General features: G+C 72.7%; 12 protein-coding genes. 2 read left to right on the top strand and 10 right to left on the bottom strand.

Annotated elements, in window-relative coordinates; genetic code table 11:
- Nucleotides 1–40: 40 nt before the first annotated feature.
- Both ACGFIR_RS03285 and tmk read right to left on the bottom strand, forming a co-directional pair.
- On the bottom strand, nucleotides 41–1,315 hold the full coding sequence (locus ACGFIR_RS03285; protein WP_393000931.1) for a DNA polymerase III subunit delta': 1,275 nt from the start codon (nucleotides 1,313–1,315) through the stop codon (nucleotides 41–43).
- Entirely contained in the window at nucleotides 1,315–3,378 is a 2,064-nt protein-coding gene (tmk, locus tag ACGFIR_RS03280) for a dTMP kinase (protein WP_393001405.1), read from the bottom strand. The genes ACGFIR_RS03285 and tmk overlap by 1 nt, the downstream gene beginning before the upstream one ends.
- 334 nt (nucleotides 3,379–3,712) lie before the next feature.
- Between tmk and ACGFIR_RS03275 the strand changes: the two genes are divergently transcribed.
- Complete coding sequence (locus tag ACGFIR_RS03275) at nucleotides 3,713–4,921, top strand: amino acid deaminase/aldolase (protein WP_393142948.1); 1,209 nt, start codon at nucleotides 3,713–3,715, stop codon at nucleotides 4,919–4,921.
- Nucleotides 4,922–5,190: 269 nt separating this feature from the next.
- Here the strand turns inward: ACGFIR_RS03275 and ACGFIR_RS03270 are convergent, their stop codons facing one another.
- Nucleotides 5,191–5,763, bottom strand: coding sequence for a TetR/AcrR family transcriptional regulator (locus tag ACGFIR_RS03270; RefSeq protein WP_393143732.1), 573 nt, complete (start codon nucleotides 5,761–5,763; stop codon nucleotides 5,191–5,193).
- A gap of 222 nt (nucleotides 5,764–5,985) precedes the next feature.
- Here ACGFIR_RS03270 and ACGFIR_RS03265 point away from each other — a divergent pair, with 222 nt between their 5' ends.
- Nucleotides 5,986–7,302 carry a D-arabinono-1,4-lactone oxidase gene (locus ACGFIR_RS03265; RefSeq protein ID WP_393142946.1) on the top strand — a complete coding sequence of 439 codons (1,317 nt, stop codon included), beginning with the start codon at nucleotides 5,986–5,988 and terminating at the stop codon, nucleotides 7,300–7,302.
- 172 nt (nucleotides 7,303–7,474) lie between these two features.
- On the opposite strand, the gene ACGFIR_RS03260 is transcribed toward ACGFIR_RS03265, so the two are convergent.
- From ACGFIR_RS03260 to ACGFIR_RS03230, 7 genes are all read right to left on the bottom strand, one after another.
- Complete coding sequence (locus ACGFIR_RS03260; RefSeq protein WP_393142944.1) at nucleotides 7,475–8,437, bottom strand: DUF559 domain-containing protein; 963 nt, start codon at nucleotides 8,435–8,437, stop codon at nucleotides 7,475–7,477.
- A 147-nt stretch (nucleotides 8,438–8,584) separates the two neighbouring features.
- Nucleotides 8,585–11,413, bottom strand: coding sequence for a type I DNA topoisomerase (topA, locus tag ACGFIR_RS03255; RefSeq protein ID WP_393142942.1), 2,829 nt, complete (start codon nucleotides 11,411–11,413; stop codon nucleotides 8,585–8,587).
- Between the two features lie 476 nt (nucleotides 11,414–11,889).
- Nucleotides 11,890–12,600: a hypothetical protein gene (locus tag ACGFIR_RS03250; protein WP_393000941.1), complete on the bottom strand. Its 711-nt coding sequence runs from the start codon at nucleotides 12,598–12,600 to the stop codon at nucleotides 11,890–11,892.
- On the bottom strand, nucleotides 12,591–13,139 hold the full coding sequence (locus tag ACGFIR_RS03245; RefSeq protein ID WP_393000943.1) for a hypothetical protein: 549 nt from the start codon (nucleotides 13,137–13,139) through the stop codon (nucleotides 12,591–12,593). The genes ACGFIR_RS03250 and ACGFIR_RS03245 overlap by 10 nt, the downstream gene beginning before the upstream one ends.
- 112 nt (nucleotides 13,140–13,251) lie before the next feature.
- On the bottom strand, nucleotides 13,252–15,606 hold the full coding sequence (locus tag ACGFIR_RS03240) for a sodium-translocating pyrophosphatase (RefSeq protein WP_393000945.1): 2,355 nt from the start codon (nucleotides 15,604–15,606) through the stop codon (nucleotides 13,252–13,254).
- A gap of 376 nt (nucleotides 15,607–15,982) precedes the next feature.
- Complete coding sequence (locus ACGFIR_RS03235; protein ID WP_393000947.1) at nucleotides 15,983–16,417, bottom strand: ATP-binding protein; 435 nt, start codon at nucleotides 16,415–16,417, stop codon at nucleotides 15,983–15,985.
- Entirely contained in the window at nucleotides 16,417–16,773 is a 357-nt protein-coding gene (locus tag ACGFIR_RS03230) for an STAS domain-containing protein (protein WP_393000949.1), read from the bottom strand. The genes ACGFIR_RS03235 and ACGFIR_RS03230 overlap by 1 nt, the downstream gene beginning before the upstream one ends.
- Nucleotides 16,774–16,845 lie beyond the last annotated feature (72 nt).

Here is a 16,845-nt window from a genome sequence, read left to right as displayed (position 1 = left end):
CAGCCGGTCCGGCCGGCGGGACCGGAGGTGGTCGGTGCGCTCAGCCCTTCCAGAGCGAGAGCATCATCGCCTCGACGGCGATGCGGGGCTTGACGTTCGCCTCGATGGCCGCGCGGCACTCCAGCACCGCCTCCAGGCGGCGCAGCGCCCCCTCGGCGTCCCACTTCTGCGCGCCCGCCCCGGCCAGCGTGGCGGTGTCGGTGTGCACCGGCGCCACGGGGGCACGCAGCGCCATGGTGAGCGCGTCGCGGTAGAAGCCGGCCAGGTCGACCAGCGCCCGGTCGAGCGCGTCCCGCTGTGCCCGGGTGGCCCGACTCTTCTGCCGCTTCTCCAGGTCCTTCAGCTGCCCGGCGGCGCCCCGGATCGCGCCGGCCGCCCCGCGCCCGGTGCCGCCGGCGCCGAGCGCGGTCTCCAGCGCCGCCCGCTCGGCCGCGTCGGCCTCCGCGACGGACGCCTCGGCCTCCGCCTCCGCCGCCTCGATCAGCGCCGACGCCGCGTCGAACGCGGCACCCACGCCGGTCAGCCGGCGCGGCACCGCGAGGACGGCCTCCCGACGCTTGCGCGCCTCCGGATCGCGGGCCAGCCGGCGGGCCCGGCCCACGTGCCCCTGCGCCGCCGCCGCAGCCCACCGCGCCACGTCGGGCGCGACGCCGTCCCGGCGGACCAGCACCTCGGCCACCGCGTCCGGCGAGGGCTGCCCCAGCGGTACGACCCGACAGCGCGACCGGATGGTCACGGAGATGTCGTCCGGGTGGGTGGACGGGGCGCAGAGCAGGAAGACCGTACGCGGTGGCGGCTCCTCGACGGCCTTGAGCAGCGCGTTGCCGGCGGCCTCGGTGAGCCGGTCCGCGTCCTCGATGATCACCACCTGCCAGCGCCCGCCCGACGGGGTGCTGGCGGCGCGCAGCACCAGCGCCCGCATCTCGTTGACGCCGATGGAGAGCCCCTCCGGCACCACCAGTCGGACGTCGGCGTGCGTGCCCGCCATTGTGGTGTGGCAGCCGGGACACGTGCCGCAGCCGGTGCCGTACGCGCACTGGAGCGCGGCGGCGAAGGCCCGCGCCGCCACCGACCGCCCCGAGCCGGGCGGCCCGGTGAAGATCCAGGCGTGCGTCATCCCCGCCCCCGCGTCGACGGCGGCCGGCGGCGGCGGGCCGTCCGACTCCTCGGCGAGCGCGTCGAACTCGTCCCCGGCGGCGTCGGTCGTGGGCGCGACGGCGGCGGCACGCAGCACGGCGGACGCCGCGGCGGCGGCACGGCGCAGCGTGTCGACCGCCTCGTCCTGCCCGACCAGGTCGGCGAAGACGTCGGGCATCAGGTCCGGTGCTCCATCGGTACCAGCTCCGATTCGGATAACTCCGGCTGCACCGAGGTGTCCGGCCCGTTCGCGGGGCGCGGGTGCACGATGCCGCCCGGGGCGCCGAGCATCTCCTCGACCCGACGGCTGACCTGCCCGGCGATCTCCTCCACCGGGCGGGACGCGTCGAGCACCAGGTAGCGCTTCGGGTCGGCGGCGGCGAGGTCGAGGAAGGCGTAGCGGACCCGCTCGTGGAAGGTGACGGACTCGGCCTCCAGGCGGTCGGCCGCCTCGGCACGGCTGGCCACCCGGGACAGGCCGGTACGCGGGTCGACGTCCAGCAGCACCACCAGGTCGGGCTTGAGCCCCCCGGTGGCCCAGGACGACAGCCAGGAGACCTCGTCGACGGGGAGCGTCCGCCCCGCCCCCTGATACGCCAGCGACGAGTCGACGTACCGGTCGCTGATCACCACCGCGCCCCGCACGAGCGCCGGCCGGACGACGGTGGCCACGTGGTGCGCCCGGTCGGCGGCGTAGAGCAGCGCCTCGGCGCGCGGCGACGGCACGTCGGAGCCGGGCGCGCCGAGCAGCAGCGACCGGATCCGCTCGCCGACGGCGGTGGCGCCCGGCTCACGGGTCACCACCACGTCGCGTCCCTGCCCGCGCAGCCGCTCGGCGAGCGCGGCGAGCTGGGTGGACTTGCCGGCGCCCTCACCGCCCTCGAAGACCACGAAGAGGCCGGCGGAGACGAACGGCTCGGCCGGCATCAGCGGGCGGCCCCGGATCGAGCCCCAGAGGTCGGCCAGGACGGGGACGCCCTTCTTGTCGTCCATCTGCCCGAACGCGCTGATCCCGGCGAAGATGCCGGCGGCCCCGGCGGCGAGCAGCAGCAGTCGGGTGGACGAGATCGACACGCCCAGGTCGGCCAGTTCCAGCCGGCGCGAGCCGCCGACGCCGGCGAGCAGGCTGCTGAGGCCGATCGCGAGGATCAGCACCAGCCGGGTGCCGATCTGCACCACGGCGAAGACCCGGCCGCGCACCTCGTCGGCGATCTCCCCGCCGAGCAGGGTGGTGCCGGAGAGGAACGCCATTCCGGCGCCCGCGCCGACGAGGACCGCGCCGACCATCGCCATGGAGAGGTGGATGGCGAAGGCCAGGGCCATCACCGAGGCGCTGGCCAGCACGATGCTCATGCCGAACCAGCGCCGGCGGGACATCTCCTTGACGATCATCGGGCCGAGCCCGATGCCGAGCGCGAGACCCACGAAGATGGCGCCGAAGAGCAGGTAGAAGGCCGCGTCACCGGCGCCGAGCGAGGTCGCGAAGAACTTGGCGGTGCCGATCACGATGCCGCCGCCGGCGAACGCGCCGAAGATGCCGAGCACCAGGCCGCGGACCAGCGGGGTCTGGCCGATGTAGCGCCAGCCCTCCTTGAACTGGCGCAGCATGCTCTGCTCGGTGCCGTCCCGCTCGCCGCCCTTGCCCTGGCTGATCTCCTTGATGCCGTACGCCACCACCAGCGCGGTGGCCAGCCGGGAGAACGCGTTGAACCAGAGCGCCAGGTCGGCCGGCGCGGCCCAGTTCGGCGTCGAGCCTCCGGTGGCCGCCCGCACGATGCCGTCGAGCGCGGCGAGGACCAGCGCGGCGAGGACCGGCGTGAGGCCGTACGTGGTGATGAGCGTGAGCTGGTTGGCGGCCTCCAGCCGGGCGCGCGGGATCAGGTTGGGGACCGCGGCCTCCTTCGCCGGGATCCACAGCAGCGTGATCGACTCGATCAGGAAGGTGGCGATCGCCGCCCAGGCGACCACCGCGCCGCCGGGGGCGCCGAGCAGCGCGGCGAGCGGGATCGAGGCGAAGAGCAGGAAGCGCAGCACGTCGCAGATGACCATGGTCCAGCGCCGGTCGAACCGGTCGGCCAGTACGCCGGCGACCGGGCCGAGCACCAGCGCCGGCAGCAGCCGGATGGCGATCACGCCACCGAACGCGGCACCCTGGGCGGTGCTCCCCTCGACCTGGGAGGCGGCGAAGACGCTGGTGGCGAGCAGGCCGAACCAGTCGCCGAACGACGCCGCGCCGAGCACGATCCAGAGCCGGCGGAACGGGGTGATCCGCAACACCGAACGGATGGCGGCGTAACCGGAGTGGTCCGGCCCGGGCTTCTCGGTGGCGCTGCCGGGCTTGCTCGAGGACGACGACACGCCGGGCGACTCGCCGTTGAACTGGCTTTCGATGGCCGTACCTCCACGTGCCGGCCCATCGCTGGGCAGTCCCGGTGGAACACTCTAGACCCGGTGGAGACCCACCCCGCCGCGACATTCTCCTGTTCGCCGAGCCTAGGCCGCCGCGGCCACCGCCCGCAGCCCGGACAGACGCGAGGGTATTTCGCATTGACCGTCGGACAGTTAGCGTGCACTCGTGGCCATCGAAAGCGACAAACTTCGTGACCGTCTCGAACGGGCGACCGCCCACCTCGACCCGCCGTACGCCGTCGTCGACCTCACGGCCTTCGACGGCAACGCCGCCGAGCTGGTCGACCGGGCCGACGGCAAGCCGGTCCGGATCGCCAGCAAGTCGGTACGCGCCCGCGACCTGATCAGCCGGGCGCTGGCGCGACCCGGCTGGCGGGGCGTGATGGCCTTCACCCTGCCCGAGGCACTCTGGCTCGTCCGCGCCGGAGTGACCGACGACGCGCTGGTCGCGTACCCCACAGCCGACCGGGGGGCGCTCGCCGCGCTCGCCGCCGACCCGGCGCTCGCCGGTGCCGTCACGCTGATGATCGACGGCACCGACCAGCTCGACCTCATCGACGCCGTGTGCCCGCCCGGGCGCCGTCCCGAGCTGCGGGTCTGCCTAGAGCTGGACGCCTCCTGGCGACCCCTCGGCGGGCGGGTGCACGTCGGGGTGCGCCGCTCGCCGGTGCACAGCGCGCGGGCGGCCGGCACGCTCGCCGCCACCATCGCGGCGCGCGCCGGCTTCCGGCTGGTCGGGCTGATGGCGTACGAGGCGCAGATCGCCGGCCTCGGCGACGCGCCGCCCGGGCGGGCGGTGCTCGGCTCCGCGATCCGGCTGGCCCAGCGCAGGTCGTACCGCGAGTTGCTGACCCGCCGGAGCGCGGCGGTGGCCGCCGTACGCGAACACGCCGACCTGGAGTTCGTCAACGGCGGCGGCACCGGCAGCGTGGCCGCGACCAGCGCCGACCCCGCGGTCACCGAGGTCACCGCGGGATCGGGCCTGTACGGGCCGACGCTGTTCGACGCGTACCGCGCCTGGCGCCCCACCCCGGCCGCGTCCTTCGCCTGCGCCGTGGTCCGCCGTCCCGGTCCCGACCTCGTCACCGTGCTCGGCGGCGGCTGGATCGCCTCCGGGCCCGCCGAGGACAGCCGGCTGCCCCGACCGTGGCTGCCGGAGGGCCTGAAGCTGGTCGGCACCGAGGGGGCCGGCGAGGTGCAGACCCCGCTGTCCGGCCCGACGGCCGGCACGCTGCGGGTCGGCGACCGGGTCTGGTTCCGGCACGCGAAGGCCGGCGAGCTGTGCGAGCACGTCAACGAGCTGCACCTGGTCGAGGGGGACGCGATCGTGGCCACCGTCCCCACCTACCGGGGCGAGGGCCACGCCTTCCTGTGATCCGGCCGCCAACACGGCACCGCCGACCTGCCGGCGTCGGCCCGCCCCCGGCGTCCGGTTCTGGGTCGGCGTCGGCGTCGGCGTCGGCGTCACCCTCGGCGTCACCCTCGGCCCGGCTGATCGACCATCGGCCATCGGCCCGGCTGATCGACCATCGGCCATCGGCCCGGCTGATCGGCCGTCGCCCGTCAGCCCGGCTGATCGGCCGGGCCGATCGGCCATCGACCTGGCTGATCGGCCTCGGACCCGGCTGGTTGGCCGGCGGCGGGTCAGCCGGGCTGGTTGGCCTCGGCCGGGGTGTCGACCTGGCGGTGCAGGTACTCCCGGATCAGCGCCTTCGCCTCGGCCAGCACCCGGTCGTCGCCCTCGGGCAGCCGGCGGAACGCCAACTTGATCAGCGCGTCGGCCGCCTCCACGGCGATCTCCAGGTAGAACCGGAGATCGGGGACGTCGAGCCCGAAACGCTCGGCGAGCACCCGCGCCAACTGGTCCGCGATCACCCCGTTGTTGTCCCGCTGCTCGTCGAGCAGGTGCAGGTCGACCACGTCGCCGAAGTGCAGGGTACGGAAGCCCGGGACGGTACGGTGCATCGTGATGTACTCGTCGATGCCCGCGTCGACCCCGTCCCACCAGTGGGTCAGGTCGTCGGCGGCGAACCGCTCGTCGAGCCGCTGGAGGTAGGACTCCATCGTGCGCAGGGTCAACGCCTGCACGATCGCCCGCTTGTCCGGGAAGAACTGGTAGACCGATCCGATCGCCACCTCGGCACGCTCGGCGAGGAGGGTAGTGGTCAGCCCCTCGTACCCCACCTCGTCGACGAGTTCGGCGCAGGCGTCCAGCATCCGCTGGACCCGTGCGACACTTCGACCCTGCACCGGTACGCGGCGCAGCGGCCCGGCTGTGGCGGCTGGTGTGGACACTCGCCACCCCCCTTCGACGGATGAACATATCTGCACGTCACGGGTTCGTGACTACCGGTACAACGAGCAAACCTCGATTGCGGTATTTACCTGCGACAACGTTGCTGATATGAAGGCAGTTCACATTCATGTCGAGGAGTGCACATGGCCGGTAGCACACCGCCAACCGTGACAGCCTGGTCCAACTGGGCCGGTAACCAACGGGCCACTGCCACTGCCATCCTGCGCCCCACCTCCCTCGCCGACGTCACCGAGGCCGTCCGCGCCGCCGCGACGACCGGGGACCGGATCAGGGCGGTGGGCAGCGGTCACTCCTTCACCGGCGTCGCGGTCACCGACGGACGACGGATGGAACTGACCGACCTCGACACGGAGGTACGCGTCGACGTCGGTCGCCGACTGGTCACCGTACCGGCCGGGATCACCCTGCGCGCGCTCAACGACCTGCTCGCCTCCCACGGCCTCGCCCTACCCAATCTGGGCGACATCGACGCGCAGACGATCGCCGGCGCGATCTCCACCGGCACCCACGGCACCGGCGCCGCGTACGGCTGCCTGTCGACGTTCGTGGAGGCGCTCACCCTCGTCACCGGCACCGGCGAGGTGCTGCGCTGCTCCGCCGACGAACACCCCGACGTCTTCGCCGCCGCCCGGGTGTCGCTGGGCGCGCTCGGCGTCCTCGTCGAGGTGACCCTGCGCTGCGTGGACGCCTTCGTGCTCCGCGCCCACGAGCGGCCGGCGCCGCTGGGGGCCGTGCTCGACGAACTGCCCGCGCTGATCGGGCGGCACGACCACGTCGAGTTCTACTGGTTCCCGTACACCGAGCGCGCCCAGATCAAGGCCAACGACCGGGTGCCCGCCGACGACCTGCCCCTGCCCCGGTGGCGCGGCTGGCTGGACGACGAGTTCCTCTCCAACACCGTCTTCGCCGGGGCCTGCCGCCTCGGCCGCGCCGTGCCGGCGCTCGCCCCCGGCATCAGCGCCGTCTCCGCCCGCGCGCTCACCGAGCGCCGCTACACCGGCCGCTCCGACCGGGTCTTCTGCACCCCGCGCCGGGTCCGCTTCGTGGAGATGGAGTACGCGCTGCCGCGCGACGCCCTGCCCGAGGCGCTCGACGCGCTGTGGCGGATCGTCGACGGGCTGCCGTTCAAGGTGCTCTTCCCGGTCGAGGTGCGCTTCACCGCCGCCGACGACATCTGGCTCTCCCACGGCCACGGGCGCGAGTCGGCGTACGTGGCCGTCCACCAGTACGTCGGCATGCCGTACGAGCCGTACTTCAAGGCCTTCGAGCAGGTCGCCGCCAGCCTCGGCGGTCGGCCCCACTGGGGCAAGCTGCACTGGCGCGACGCGGAGTCGCTCTCGGCGGCCTACCCCCGCTGGGCGGACTTCCAGGCGCTACGCGCCCGCCTGGACCCGCACCACCTCTTCACCAACCCCCACCTCACCCGAGTCCTCGGCTGACCCCACCCGCCCGCCGCCAGGCTCTGGCTCCGCCGGCTCGATCGGGGAGCCGGGACCGGCGAACGGCGAGCGGCGAGCGGCGAGCGGCGAGCGGCGAGCGGCGAGCGGCGAGATCTTGGCAGGGAATGGCCCCGCGAGGGGCCGATAGCTTCCAAGATTGCGTTCGGGGGCGTCAACCCGGCCAGCCCGCTCTGCGGAGTGCCGTACGGAGTTGGGCGATGACCTCGCCCGGATGGGCGCGAAGGGCCCAGGCGGGGAAGCGCAGGACGCGGTCCCCTTCGACCCACAGGTCGTTCTGGCGACGCATGTCGGTCCAGGCCGCACGTGGGTCGAGATGCTGCCCGCCGTCGATCTCGACGTGCACCCTCCACTCCTCGAAGTACGCGTCGAGGTAGCGGCGCCGTCCGGTGGCGTCGTACCTGACTCTCTGTCTAGTGGGTTCGGGCAGGCCGGCGCGGCGTGCCAGGCTCAGGAAGTCCAGCTCGGCCAGGGAGTGTGCTCCGCCGGCCGCGTCCGTGGCGACGGTCAGGATCAGTTTCCGGCGACGCAGCCGGGGCATCCGGTCGAGAACGTCGCGCAGATCTTTCTCGCACACGATCCGTTGCTGGAAGCCTGCCGCGACGATCGCCCGGGCCTCCGCGTCGGTACGCGCCCACTGCGCCGCGTCCACGACCGAGCGGGCGGGCATCGTCCGACGTGGCTGCCCGATCGCGAGCACATCTCGCTCCGGCAGATGGGTCGTTCGGTGCGCCACCACTCGCTGCGGCAGCTCTCGCCGCCGGCCGGCCGGTAGCAGGAGATGGATCGCCAGGTCAGAGAAGCCACGCAGACCTCCCGCCTGGGCGGCGGTCAGCCCACCAAGCATCGCGCCTGGCCCGGCGGCCAGCACCGCGATCCATCGAAGCTGTGCGGGACCGATCGGCCCGTTGTGAGCGACGAAGACGCCACGGTGAACGTGTCGCCACCGTCTGCTGGTCACCCGGTACCGGATCGCCTTGCGGGACAGGTGTCGCAACGCCTGGTCGAGGCTGATCACCTCGTCCTGCCGGAAGAGCAACCAGGTCAACTCGTCGGCGTCGTCGCCTGGCACCGCCCGGCCCAGCGCCGCCAGGGATTGCGTGAAGCGCGGTCTCACGCCCTCCACCCTGCCTACGCGGCACCGCGCCGCGCCGCCCCTGTGGACAACGCAAGAGACCTTGGCAGGCAGTGGCCCTCCAAAGGGCCGGGACCTGCCAAGATCTCTTGTGGCAGTGGCAGCAGGTGCCGGCGAGCCGCCCGGCGGTCAGTCGGCGGTGGTGGTGGCCTTCCGGGGAGCCGCCTTCTTGGCCGGAGCCTTCTTCGCCGTGGTGGCCTTGGCCGTCGTGGACTTCTTCGCGGCCGTCGACTTGGTCGCCGCAGCCGTCTTCTTCGCCGCCGTGGCCTTCTTCGCGGGTGCCTTCTTCGCCGCGGCCTTCTTCTTCGGCGCCGGCCCCTTCGCACGCTTCTCGGCGAGCATCTCGGAGGCCTCCTCGATGCTCAGCGCCTCCGGGGTCTGGCCGCGCCGCAGCGACGCGTTCGTCTCGCCGTCGGTGACGTAGGGGCCGAAGCGGCCGTCCTTGATGACGAGCGGCTTCTCGGTCAGCGGGTCGACGCCCATCTCCCGCAGGGGCGGCGCGGCAGCCCTGCGCTGGCGGGTCTTCGGGGCGGCCAGCAGGGCCAGTGCCTCGTCGAGCGTGACGGTGAACATCTTCTCTTCGGAGTCCAACGAGCGGAACTCGTCGCCGCGCTTGACGTACGGGCCGTAGCGGCCGTTGTTGGCGAGGACCTCGGCGCCGTCCGGGGCCACTCCGACCAGCCGGGGCAGGCTGAGCAGTTTCAGCGCCTCGTCGAAGGTCAGCGAGTCCGGCGACTGCGAACGCAGCAGCGACGACTTGCGCTCGCCGCTGGAGACGTACGGGCCGAAGCGGCCCGACTTGAGCAGGATCGGTTCGCCGGTGGCCGGGTCGTCGCCGAGCTTGCGCTCGCCCCCGCCGCCGAGGAACAGCTCGTGCACCTTCTCCGGGGTCAGCTCGTCCGGCGCCAGCCCTTCGGGGATCGGCGCCCGATCGCCCTGGGCGCCGCCCTCCTCGCCCTCGGCGGCCGGCGCCTGCTGCTCGCCCGGCACCGCCCGCTGGAGGTACGGACCGTAGCGGCCCACCCGTACGACGACCTCGCGGCCCTCGTCGTCGGTGAACAGCGGGATCGAGTTGACGCTGCGCGCGTCGATCTCGTTGAGGTTCTCGGTGACCAGCTTCTTCAGCCCGCCCGAGCGGGCGATGTCCCGGTCACCGGCGCCGTTGGCGCTGCCGAAGTAGAACGCGGTGAGGAAGTCGACGGCGGCGTGGTCCCCGCCGGCGATCTCGTCCAGCTCGTTCTCCATGCTGGCGGTGAAGTCGTAGTCGATCAGGCGCGGGTAGTGCCGTTCCAGCAGGCCGATCACCGCGAACGCCAGGAAAGTCGGGATCATCGCCTGCCCGCGCTTGGTCACGTAGCCGCGGTCCTGGATCGTCTGCATGATCGACGCGTACGTGGACGGACGGCCGATGCCCAGCTCCTCCAGGGCCTTGACCAGCGACGCCTCCGTGTAGCGCGACGGCGGCTGGGTGTGGTGGCCCTGCGCGGCCAGCTCGTCGGCGGTGAGCGGCTGGTCCTTGACCAGGTTGGGCAGGCGACGCTCGGCGTCCTCGGCCTCGGCGTTCTCGTCGTCGCTGGACTCGACGTACGCCCGCAGGAAGCCTGGGTCGGTGATGGTCTTGCCGGTGGCGCCGAAGTCGGCCTCCTCCTGGGCGGAGGAGACGGCCCGGATCCGCACCGAGACGCTAGAGCCGACGGCGTCGGTCATCTGCGAGGCGATGGTGCGCCGCCAGATCAGCTCGTAGAGCTTGAACTCCTCGGCCGACAGCTCCTTGGCCACGTCGCCCGGGGTGCGGAAGTTGTCGCCCGCCGGGCGGATCGCCTCGTGCGCCTCCTGCGCGTTCTTCACCTTGCCGGTGTAGCGGCGCGGCTCCGGCGGCACGCTGCGCTCGCCGTACAGTTCGACGATCTGCCGGCGGGCCGCCGCGATGGCGGTCTCCGACAGGTTCACCGAGTCGGTACGCATGTAGGTGATGTAGCCGTTCTCGTAGAGCCGCTGCGCGGTGCGCATCGTCTGCTGCGACGAGAACCGCAGCTTGCGGGCCGCCTCCTGCTGAAGGGTGGAGGTGATGAACGGTGCGTACGGGCGGCGACGGTAGGGCTTCTCCTCGACCCGGGTGACCGTGAACGGCCGACCCTCCAGGCGGGCCGCGAGGCCCCGGGCGCCGCCGGAGTCGAGGTGCACCACGCCCGCGCCGGCCTTGACCCGGCCGGTGGTCGGCTCGAAGTCCTTGCCGGTGGCGATCCGGTCGCCGTTCAGCGCGACGAGGGTGGCGTTGAAGTTGCGCGGCCCCTCGCCGGCGTCCGTCACGGCCAGGGTGGCGAGGATGTCCCAGTACTCCGCCGTGCGGAAGGCCATCCGCTGCCGCTCGCGCTCCACCACGATCCGGGTCGCCACGGACTGCACCCGGCCCGCCGAGAGCTTCGGCATGACCTTCTTCCACAGCACGGGCGAGACCTCGTAGCCGTAGAGGCGGTCGAGGATGCGCCGGGCCTCCTGGGCGTCGACCAGGTCGCGGTCGATCTCGCGGGGGTTGGCCACCGCAGCCTGGATGGCCGGCTTGGTGATCTCGTGGAAGACCATCCGCTTGACCGGCACCTTGGGCTTGAGCGTCTCCACCAGGTGCCAGGCGATCGCCTCGCCCTCGCGGTCCTCATCCGTGGCCAGGAAGATCTCGTCGACCTCCTTGGCCAGCTTCACCAGCTTGCTGATCTGCTGCCTGCGGTCGGCGGAGACCACGTAGAGGGCGTGGAAGCCGTTGTCGACGTCCACTCCGAGCCGGGCCCACGACTCGCCCTTGTACTTGGCCGGCACGTCGGCGGCGTTGCGCGGGAGGTCCCGGACGTGGCCGAAGCTGGCCTCCACGACGTACCCCGGGCCGAGATAGCCCGAGATCGTCTTGGCCTTCGCCGGTGACTCGACGATGACCAGACGGGTGGTTCCAGCGTTGCTCGGCACGTCTCTCCCCGACCTCACTCCTGCTCGTAGCCACCGGCGCGCGGTTCGGGCCAGTTTCGGCCCGCCGACCCCGGCGGTCCGGATGTCCAACGTAACGCGCCGCCCGCATTTCGGGTTTCGCGGGCGGCAAACCATGCCGGGCCGGGGCGGCCCTTTTCCGCACCGGCGCCCGGGTGTGCCGGACGGCGCCACCGTACACCGTGCGTGTGGCGTCGGGCGGGACACTGTGACGATGGCGGACCCTCGACCGAGGCACGACCCAGCCGTTTTCCGCAAAATTGCGCACTTGGTGTCCCGCATCGGACAGGCGAGCGGCGGTCGCCGGCTGTCGCGTGGGCCGCGAGGGGGTCCTGATCGACCGTCGCGGCCGGACCACCGGGCCCCGCCGAGGCCGTGGCGGGCGAACAGGCACGGGAGCCAGCAGCGGACCGGCCAGTCCACGGGCGGTCAGCAGCGGGCCGACCAGTTCGCGGTGGTCAGGAGCGGGTCGGCCAGTCGGCGGCCGGGGCGGCGGGCGGCGGGTCGCCGACCAGCTCGGCCAGGCGGGTCAGCGGCCGGCGGCCCGTGATCCGGTACGCGGGTCCGCCCTCGCCGGGCCCGAGCAGCGCCCCGGCGACGCCGACCGCGTCGAGCGCCCCGCCGACCGGCGCCCAGCATTCCTCGTCGGCGACGCCGAGCCGGAGCAGGAAGCCGGACGCCTCGGGGGCCCCCGCCGCGGCGAGCCAGAGCCGCAGCCGCCGCCCGTTGAGGTGAAAGCCGTCGGGCGGTCGCTTGCCGGAGCCGCGCAGCCAGGCCACCGCGAGCGGCTTCAGCGTGCGGGCGTACGAGGTGCGCACCGCGTGCCGCCCGTCGGCGGTCGCCTCCCACGTGGCGGCCACCCCGCGCAGCGCCAGCTCCGCGACGAGCACGTGCACCCGCCAGGCGGCGTCGACCACGACCGAGAGGCGGGCCGTGCCGCCCATCCGGACCACCTCCCCGGGGCCGGCCAGCAGCCCGGCGAGGTCGGCGAGGGACGGGTCCGCCGCCTCCGCGCCGAAGAAGGTCAGCTGCCGGACGGTCTCGTCGGCATCGGCCGGCGGGGCCGGGACGGTACGCCGGGCGACCGGCGCGACCCGGTCCACGGGGGCCGGGAAGAGCACCGGCAGCGCCTCGCCGCCCGACGGTTCACCGGGCCCGCTCAGCGACACTCCGGCACCTCGTCGAAGGCGCGTTTCAACTCCTCGGAGTTGAGCCGGCTGGTGTCGAGCGCGCTGGCGTCGTACTCCTTGTTCAGGGTGTCCACGGCGGCGCGGACGCCGTCGTAGAAGGCGGTGGGCTGGCCGGTGCCCAGCGCGTCGATGGTGTCGCGGGCCCTGCCGTACGCGTCGCGCACCTTCGCCAGGGAGGCCCCGAAGCCGGCGGAGACCTCCGCGCCATGCTCGGCGTCCGGGATGCCGGCCGCCTCGACCTTGCGCCGGGCGGTCTCGCTGGCCCGCTCCGCGCCGTCGAAGAGCCGCACCAGGTTCTCCTTCGCCTGCGCCGGGGTGGTCTGGGCGGTCATCTGCTGGTCGGTGCTGCGGGTCAGCTTGCTGATCTCGGCCCGCCACGGGGTCAGCGCGGAGCAGACGGACGCCGCCCACGCCCGTGGGCTCGGACCGCCGCCGCAGCCGGCCGTCAGGAGTACGAGCGTGGCCAGGACCACCGTGAGCTTTCCGGCGACTGCCGCCCGGCACGTCCACGTACGCATGCGTTGCAGCGTACGGCGTCTGTCGAGTCCGGGCAGCGGACAGGTTTGCCGGTGTCACGAGCGGTCCCCGGCCGACCACGCGGGCCGACCGGGGACCGGGACCTCGGACGGATCAGACGTTGACCGTCTCCGGCCGCTGGCCCGAGTTGCCCGCACCCGAACCGGAGTCGGAGTCGGACATCACCACGCCCTTGCGCTTGCTGAACACGACCGCCGCGACGATGACCAGCGTCGCCACCACGGCGATCCCCACCCGCAGGCCGGTGTTGCGCTCGTCGCCCACGCTCCAGGCCACCACGGCCGGCGCGATCAGCAGCGAGACCAGGTTCATGACCTTGATCAGCGGGTTGATCGCCGGACCGGCGGTGTCCTTGAACGGGTCGCCGACGGTGTCGCCGATGACCGTGGCCGAGTGCGACTCGGAGCCCTTGCCGCCGTACGCGCCGTCCTCGACGAGCTTCTTGGCGTTGTCCCAGGCGCCGCCGGAGTTGGACAGGAAGACCGCCATCAGCGTGCCGGCCCCGATGGCACCGGCCAGGTACGCCGCCAGCGCGCCGGGCCCGAGGCCGAAGCCCACCGCGATCGGCGCGAGGATGGCGAGCAGGCCGGGGGTCATCAGCTCGCGCTGCGCGTCCCGGGTGCAGATGTCGACGACCTTGCCGTACTCGGGGCGCTGGGTGCCGTCCATGATCCCGGGCAGCTCGCGGAACTGCCGGCGTACCTCCATCACGACCGCGCCCGCCGAGCGGGAGACCGCGTTGATGGCCAGGCCGGAGAAGAGGAACACCACCGCCGCACCGATGATCAGGCCGACCAGGTTGCGCGGGTTCGCCACGTTCAGCGAGTTGAGGATCTCTGCGCCGACGTCGCCCACCCCGGCGTCCGAGTACGCGGTGCGCAGCGTGTCGGTGTACGAGCCGAACAGCGCCGTCGCGGCGAGCACCGCCGTGGCGATCGCGATGCCCTTGGTGATCGCCTTGGTGGTGTTGCCGACGGCGTCCAGCTCGGTCAGCGTCCGGGCGCCGTGCTCGTCGATGTCGCCGGACATCTCCGCCACACCCTGGGCGTTGTCGGAGATCGGGCCGAAGGTGTCCATCGCGACGATGACGCCGACCGTGGTGAGCAGGCCGGTGCCGGCCAGCGCCACCGCGAACAGCGACAGCGTGATGGAGCTGCCGCCGAGCAGGAACGCGCCGAACACGCCGGCGCCGATCAGCAGCGCCGAGTAGACCGCCGACTCCAGGCCGACGCTGATGCCGGCGAGGATGACGGTGGCGGGGCCGGTCTGCGAGCTCTTGCCGATGTCCTGCACCGGGCGCCGGTTGGTCTCGGTGAAGTAGCCGGTCAACGCCTGGATCGCCGCCGCCAGCACGATGCCGATGACGACCGCGCCGATGGCGACCGTCCGCGGGTTCTCGCTGACGTCGGTCAGCCCGCCCTCCAACTCGGCGAAGGTCGCCGGCAGGTACGCGTACGTGGCGATCGCCACCAGCACCGCGGAGAGCAGCGCCGAGATGTAGAAGGCCCGGTTGATCGCGGTCAGGCCGTTGCGGTCGGAGGCGCGCAGCCGGGTGATGAAGACGCCGACGATCGCGACGAGCACGCCGATGGTGGAGACGATCAGCGGGAAGACCAGCCCCTGCTCGCCGAAGGCGGCGCGGCCGAGGATCAGCGCGGCGACGAGGGTGACCGCGTACGACTCGAAGAGGTCGGCGGCCATGCCGGCGCAGTCGCCCACGTTGTCGCCCACGTTGTCGGCGATGGTGGCGGCGTTGCGCGGGTCGTCCTCGGGGATGCCCTGCTCGACCTTGCCGACCAGGTCGGCGCCGACGTCGGCGGCCTTGGTGAAGATGCCGCCGCCGACCCGCATGAACATGGCGAGCAGTGCGGCGCCGAAGCCGAAGCCCTCCAGCACGGTCGGCGCGTCGCTGCGGTAGAAGAGCACGACCAGCGCGGCGCCGAAGAGGCCGAGGCCGACGGTGAGGAAGCCGACCACGCCACCCGTACGGAAGGCGATCTTCATGGCGGCCTCCCGGCCGCCCTCGCGCTCCCGGGCGGCGGCGGCGACCCGCAGGTTGGCCCGGGTGGCCAGCCACATGCCGGCGCCGCCGATGAACGCGCTGAACAGTGCTCCCACGACGAAGAAGACGGACCGGCCGATCTTCACTGCCGTCTCGCTGCCGTCTGTTTCGTGCACGGGCAGCAGGAAGAGCAGCACCACGGCGACGACCACGAAGATCGCCAGGGTCCGGAACTGCCGCAGCAGGTAGGCCGAGGCGCCCTCCTGGACCGCGCCGGAGATCTCCTGCATTTTGTTGGTGCCCTTGCCGGCGGCCAGCACGGCCTTCGTCAGCGCGCCGGCGAAGGCGAGCGCCACCAACGCGATGACCGCGGCGATGACGACGTACGTGACGTTGTTTCCGGTGAGGGAGATCCCGCCGCCCTCGGCGGCCAAGGTGTCGGACATCTGTGTCCTCCTGTACCGAACGCTCGCGCCGACCGGTGGAGACGCACCGTCCGGCGCCTGGATGCGAGTCGCAAGCACACGCCATCCACCCCGGCCGGACCAGCGACGAACAACCGTTCCCGCTGGCTGCGGGTTGGATCACTTGCTGACAACCCGCGTACTGTAGCCCTCCGCAGTGTTGGAGGTCACACCGAGGGGGCACCCCGGCCCGATGATCTTCGTCGCTGTGTTATGAGGAAAAATCTGATATAGGAGCCCATCCATGACTGAGAGGCCGCACCCTGCGGGGTGCGGCCTCTCACGGCGTACGACGGGGTTTCGGAAGCGCTTGAAGATCAGCTTGTGTCGCCCTCACCAAGGGCGGTGGAAGATCAGCTCAACGGCCGACGGGCCAGACCATCCGTACCTCGGTGCCGACGCCCTCGTCGACGGGGCGGACCTGAAGGTCCTCGACGAAACCGGCCAGCAGCGCGAAGCCGACGCCGGTCGTGAGGTCGTCCTCGTTGAGCGACTCGTTGGCGAGCTGGTCGGCGTTCAGCGCGGCCAGGCCGAGACCGGCCTCGATCGGCGCGCGGTCGACGACGCGCACGGCGTAGACACCCGTGTCGGACATCTCCACGAGCACGGGGTCGGGCACGCCGTACTGGCGGTGCAGGGCGACCGCGCGGGTGCACGCCTCGCCGATGGCCAGCCGTACCTCGTCGAGCAGCTCCTCGCGGACCCCGGCCCGCCGGGCGACCGCCACCCCGACCAGGCGCGCGGTGCGCACGTGCACCGGGGCCGGCGAGAAGGAGAGCTTGACCGTGGCCATCAGGCGCCTGAGCCGGCCGGGCCGGCGCCGATCGCCGCGTCGACTGTGGGGTGCAGCGGGAAGACCTGGTCGAGCGCGGTGATCCGGAAGATCTTGAGCAGCGGCTCCTTGTCGCAGACCAGCGCGAACGAGCCGCCGGCCGCGCGCAGCCGCTTGAGCGCGCCGACCAGCACGCCCAGCCCGGTGGAGTCGAGGAAGTCCACCCGACCCAGGTCGACCACGACGTGGCGGGCCCCGCCGTCGATCAGCTCGAGGAGCCGCTCCCGCAGCCGGGGGGCGGTGTAGACGTCCACCTCACCGCCGACTTCGAGCACCGTGTGCTCGCCCACGGTGCGGGTCGCCAGCGACAGCTCCATCGGTCCTCCCTCGCAAGAGCCGTAAACTCTCCTGGGCATCTAACCATCCCGCCGGATACCGGCTCTGCTCAC

It is taken from the genome of Micromonospora sp. NPDC049051, assembly GCF_043197575.1.
GTDB lineage: Bacteria > Actinomycetota > Actinomycetes > Mycobacteriales > Micromonosporaceae > Micromonospora.
Note: the sequence above shows the minus strand (reverse complement) of the source record. Positions and strands in the feature narration are given on the sequence as shown.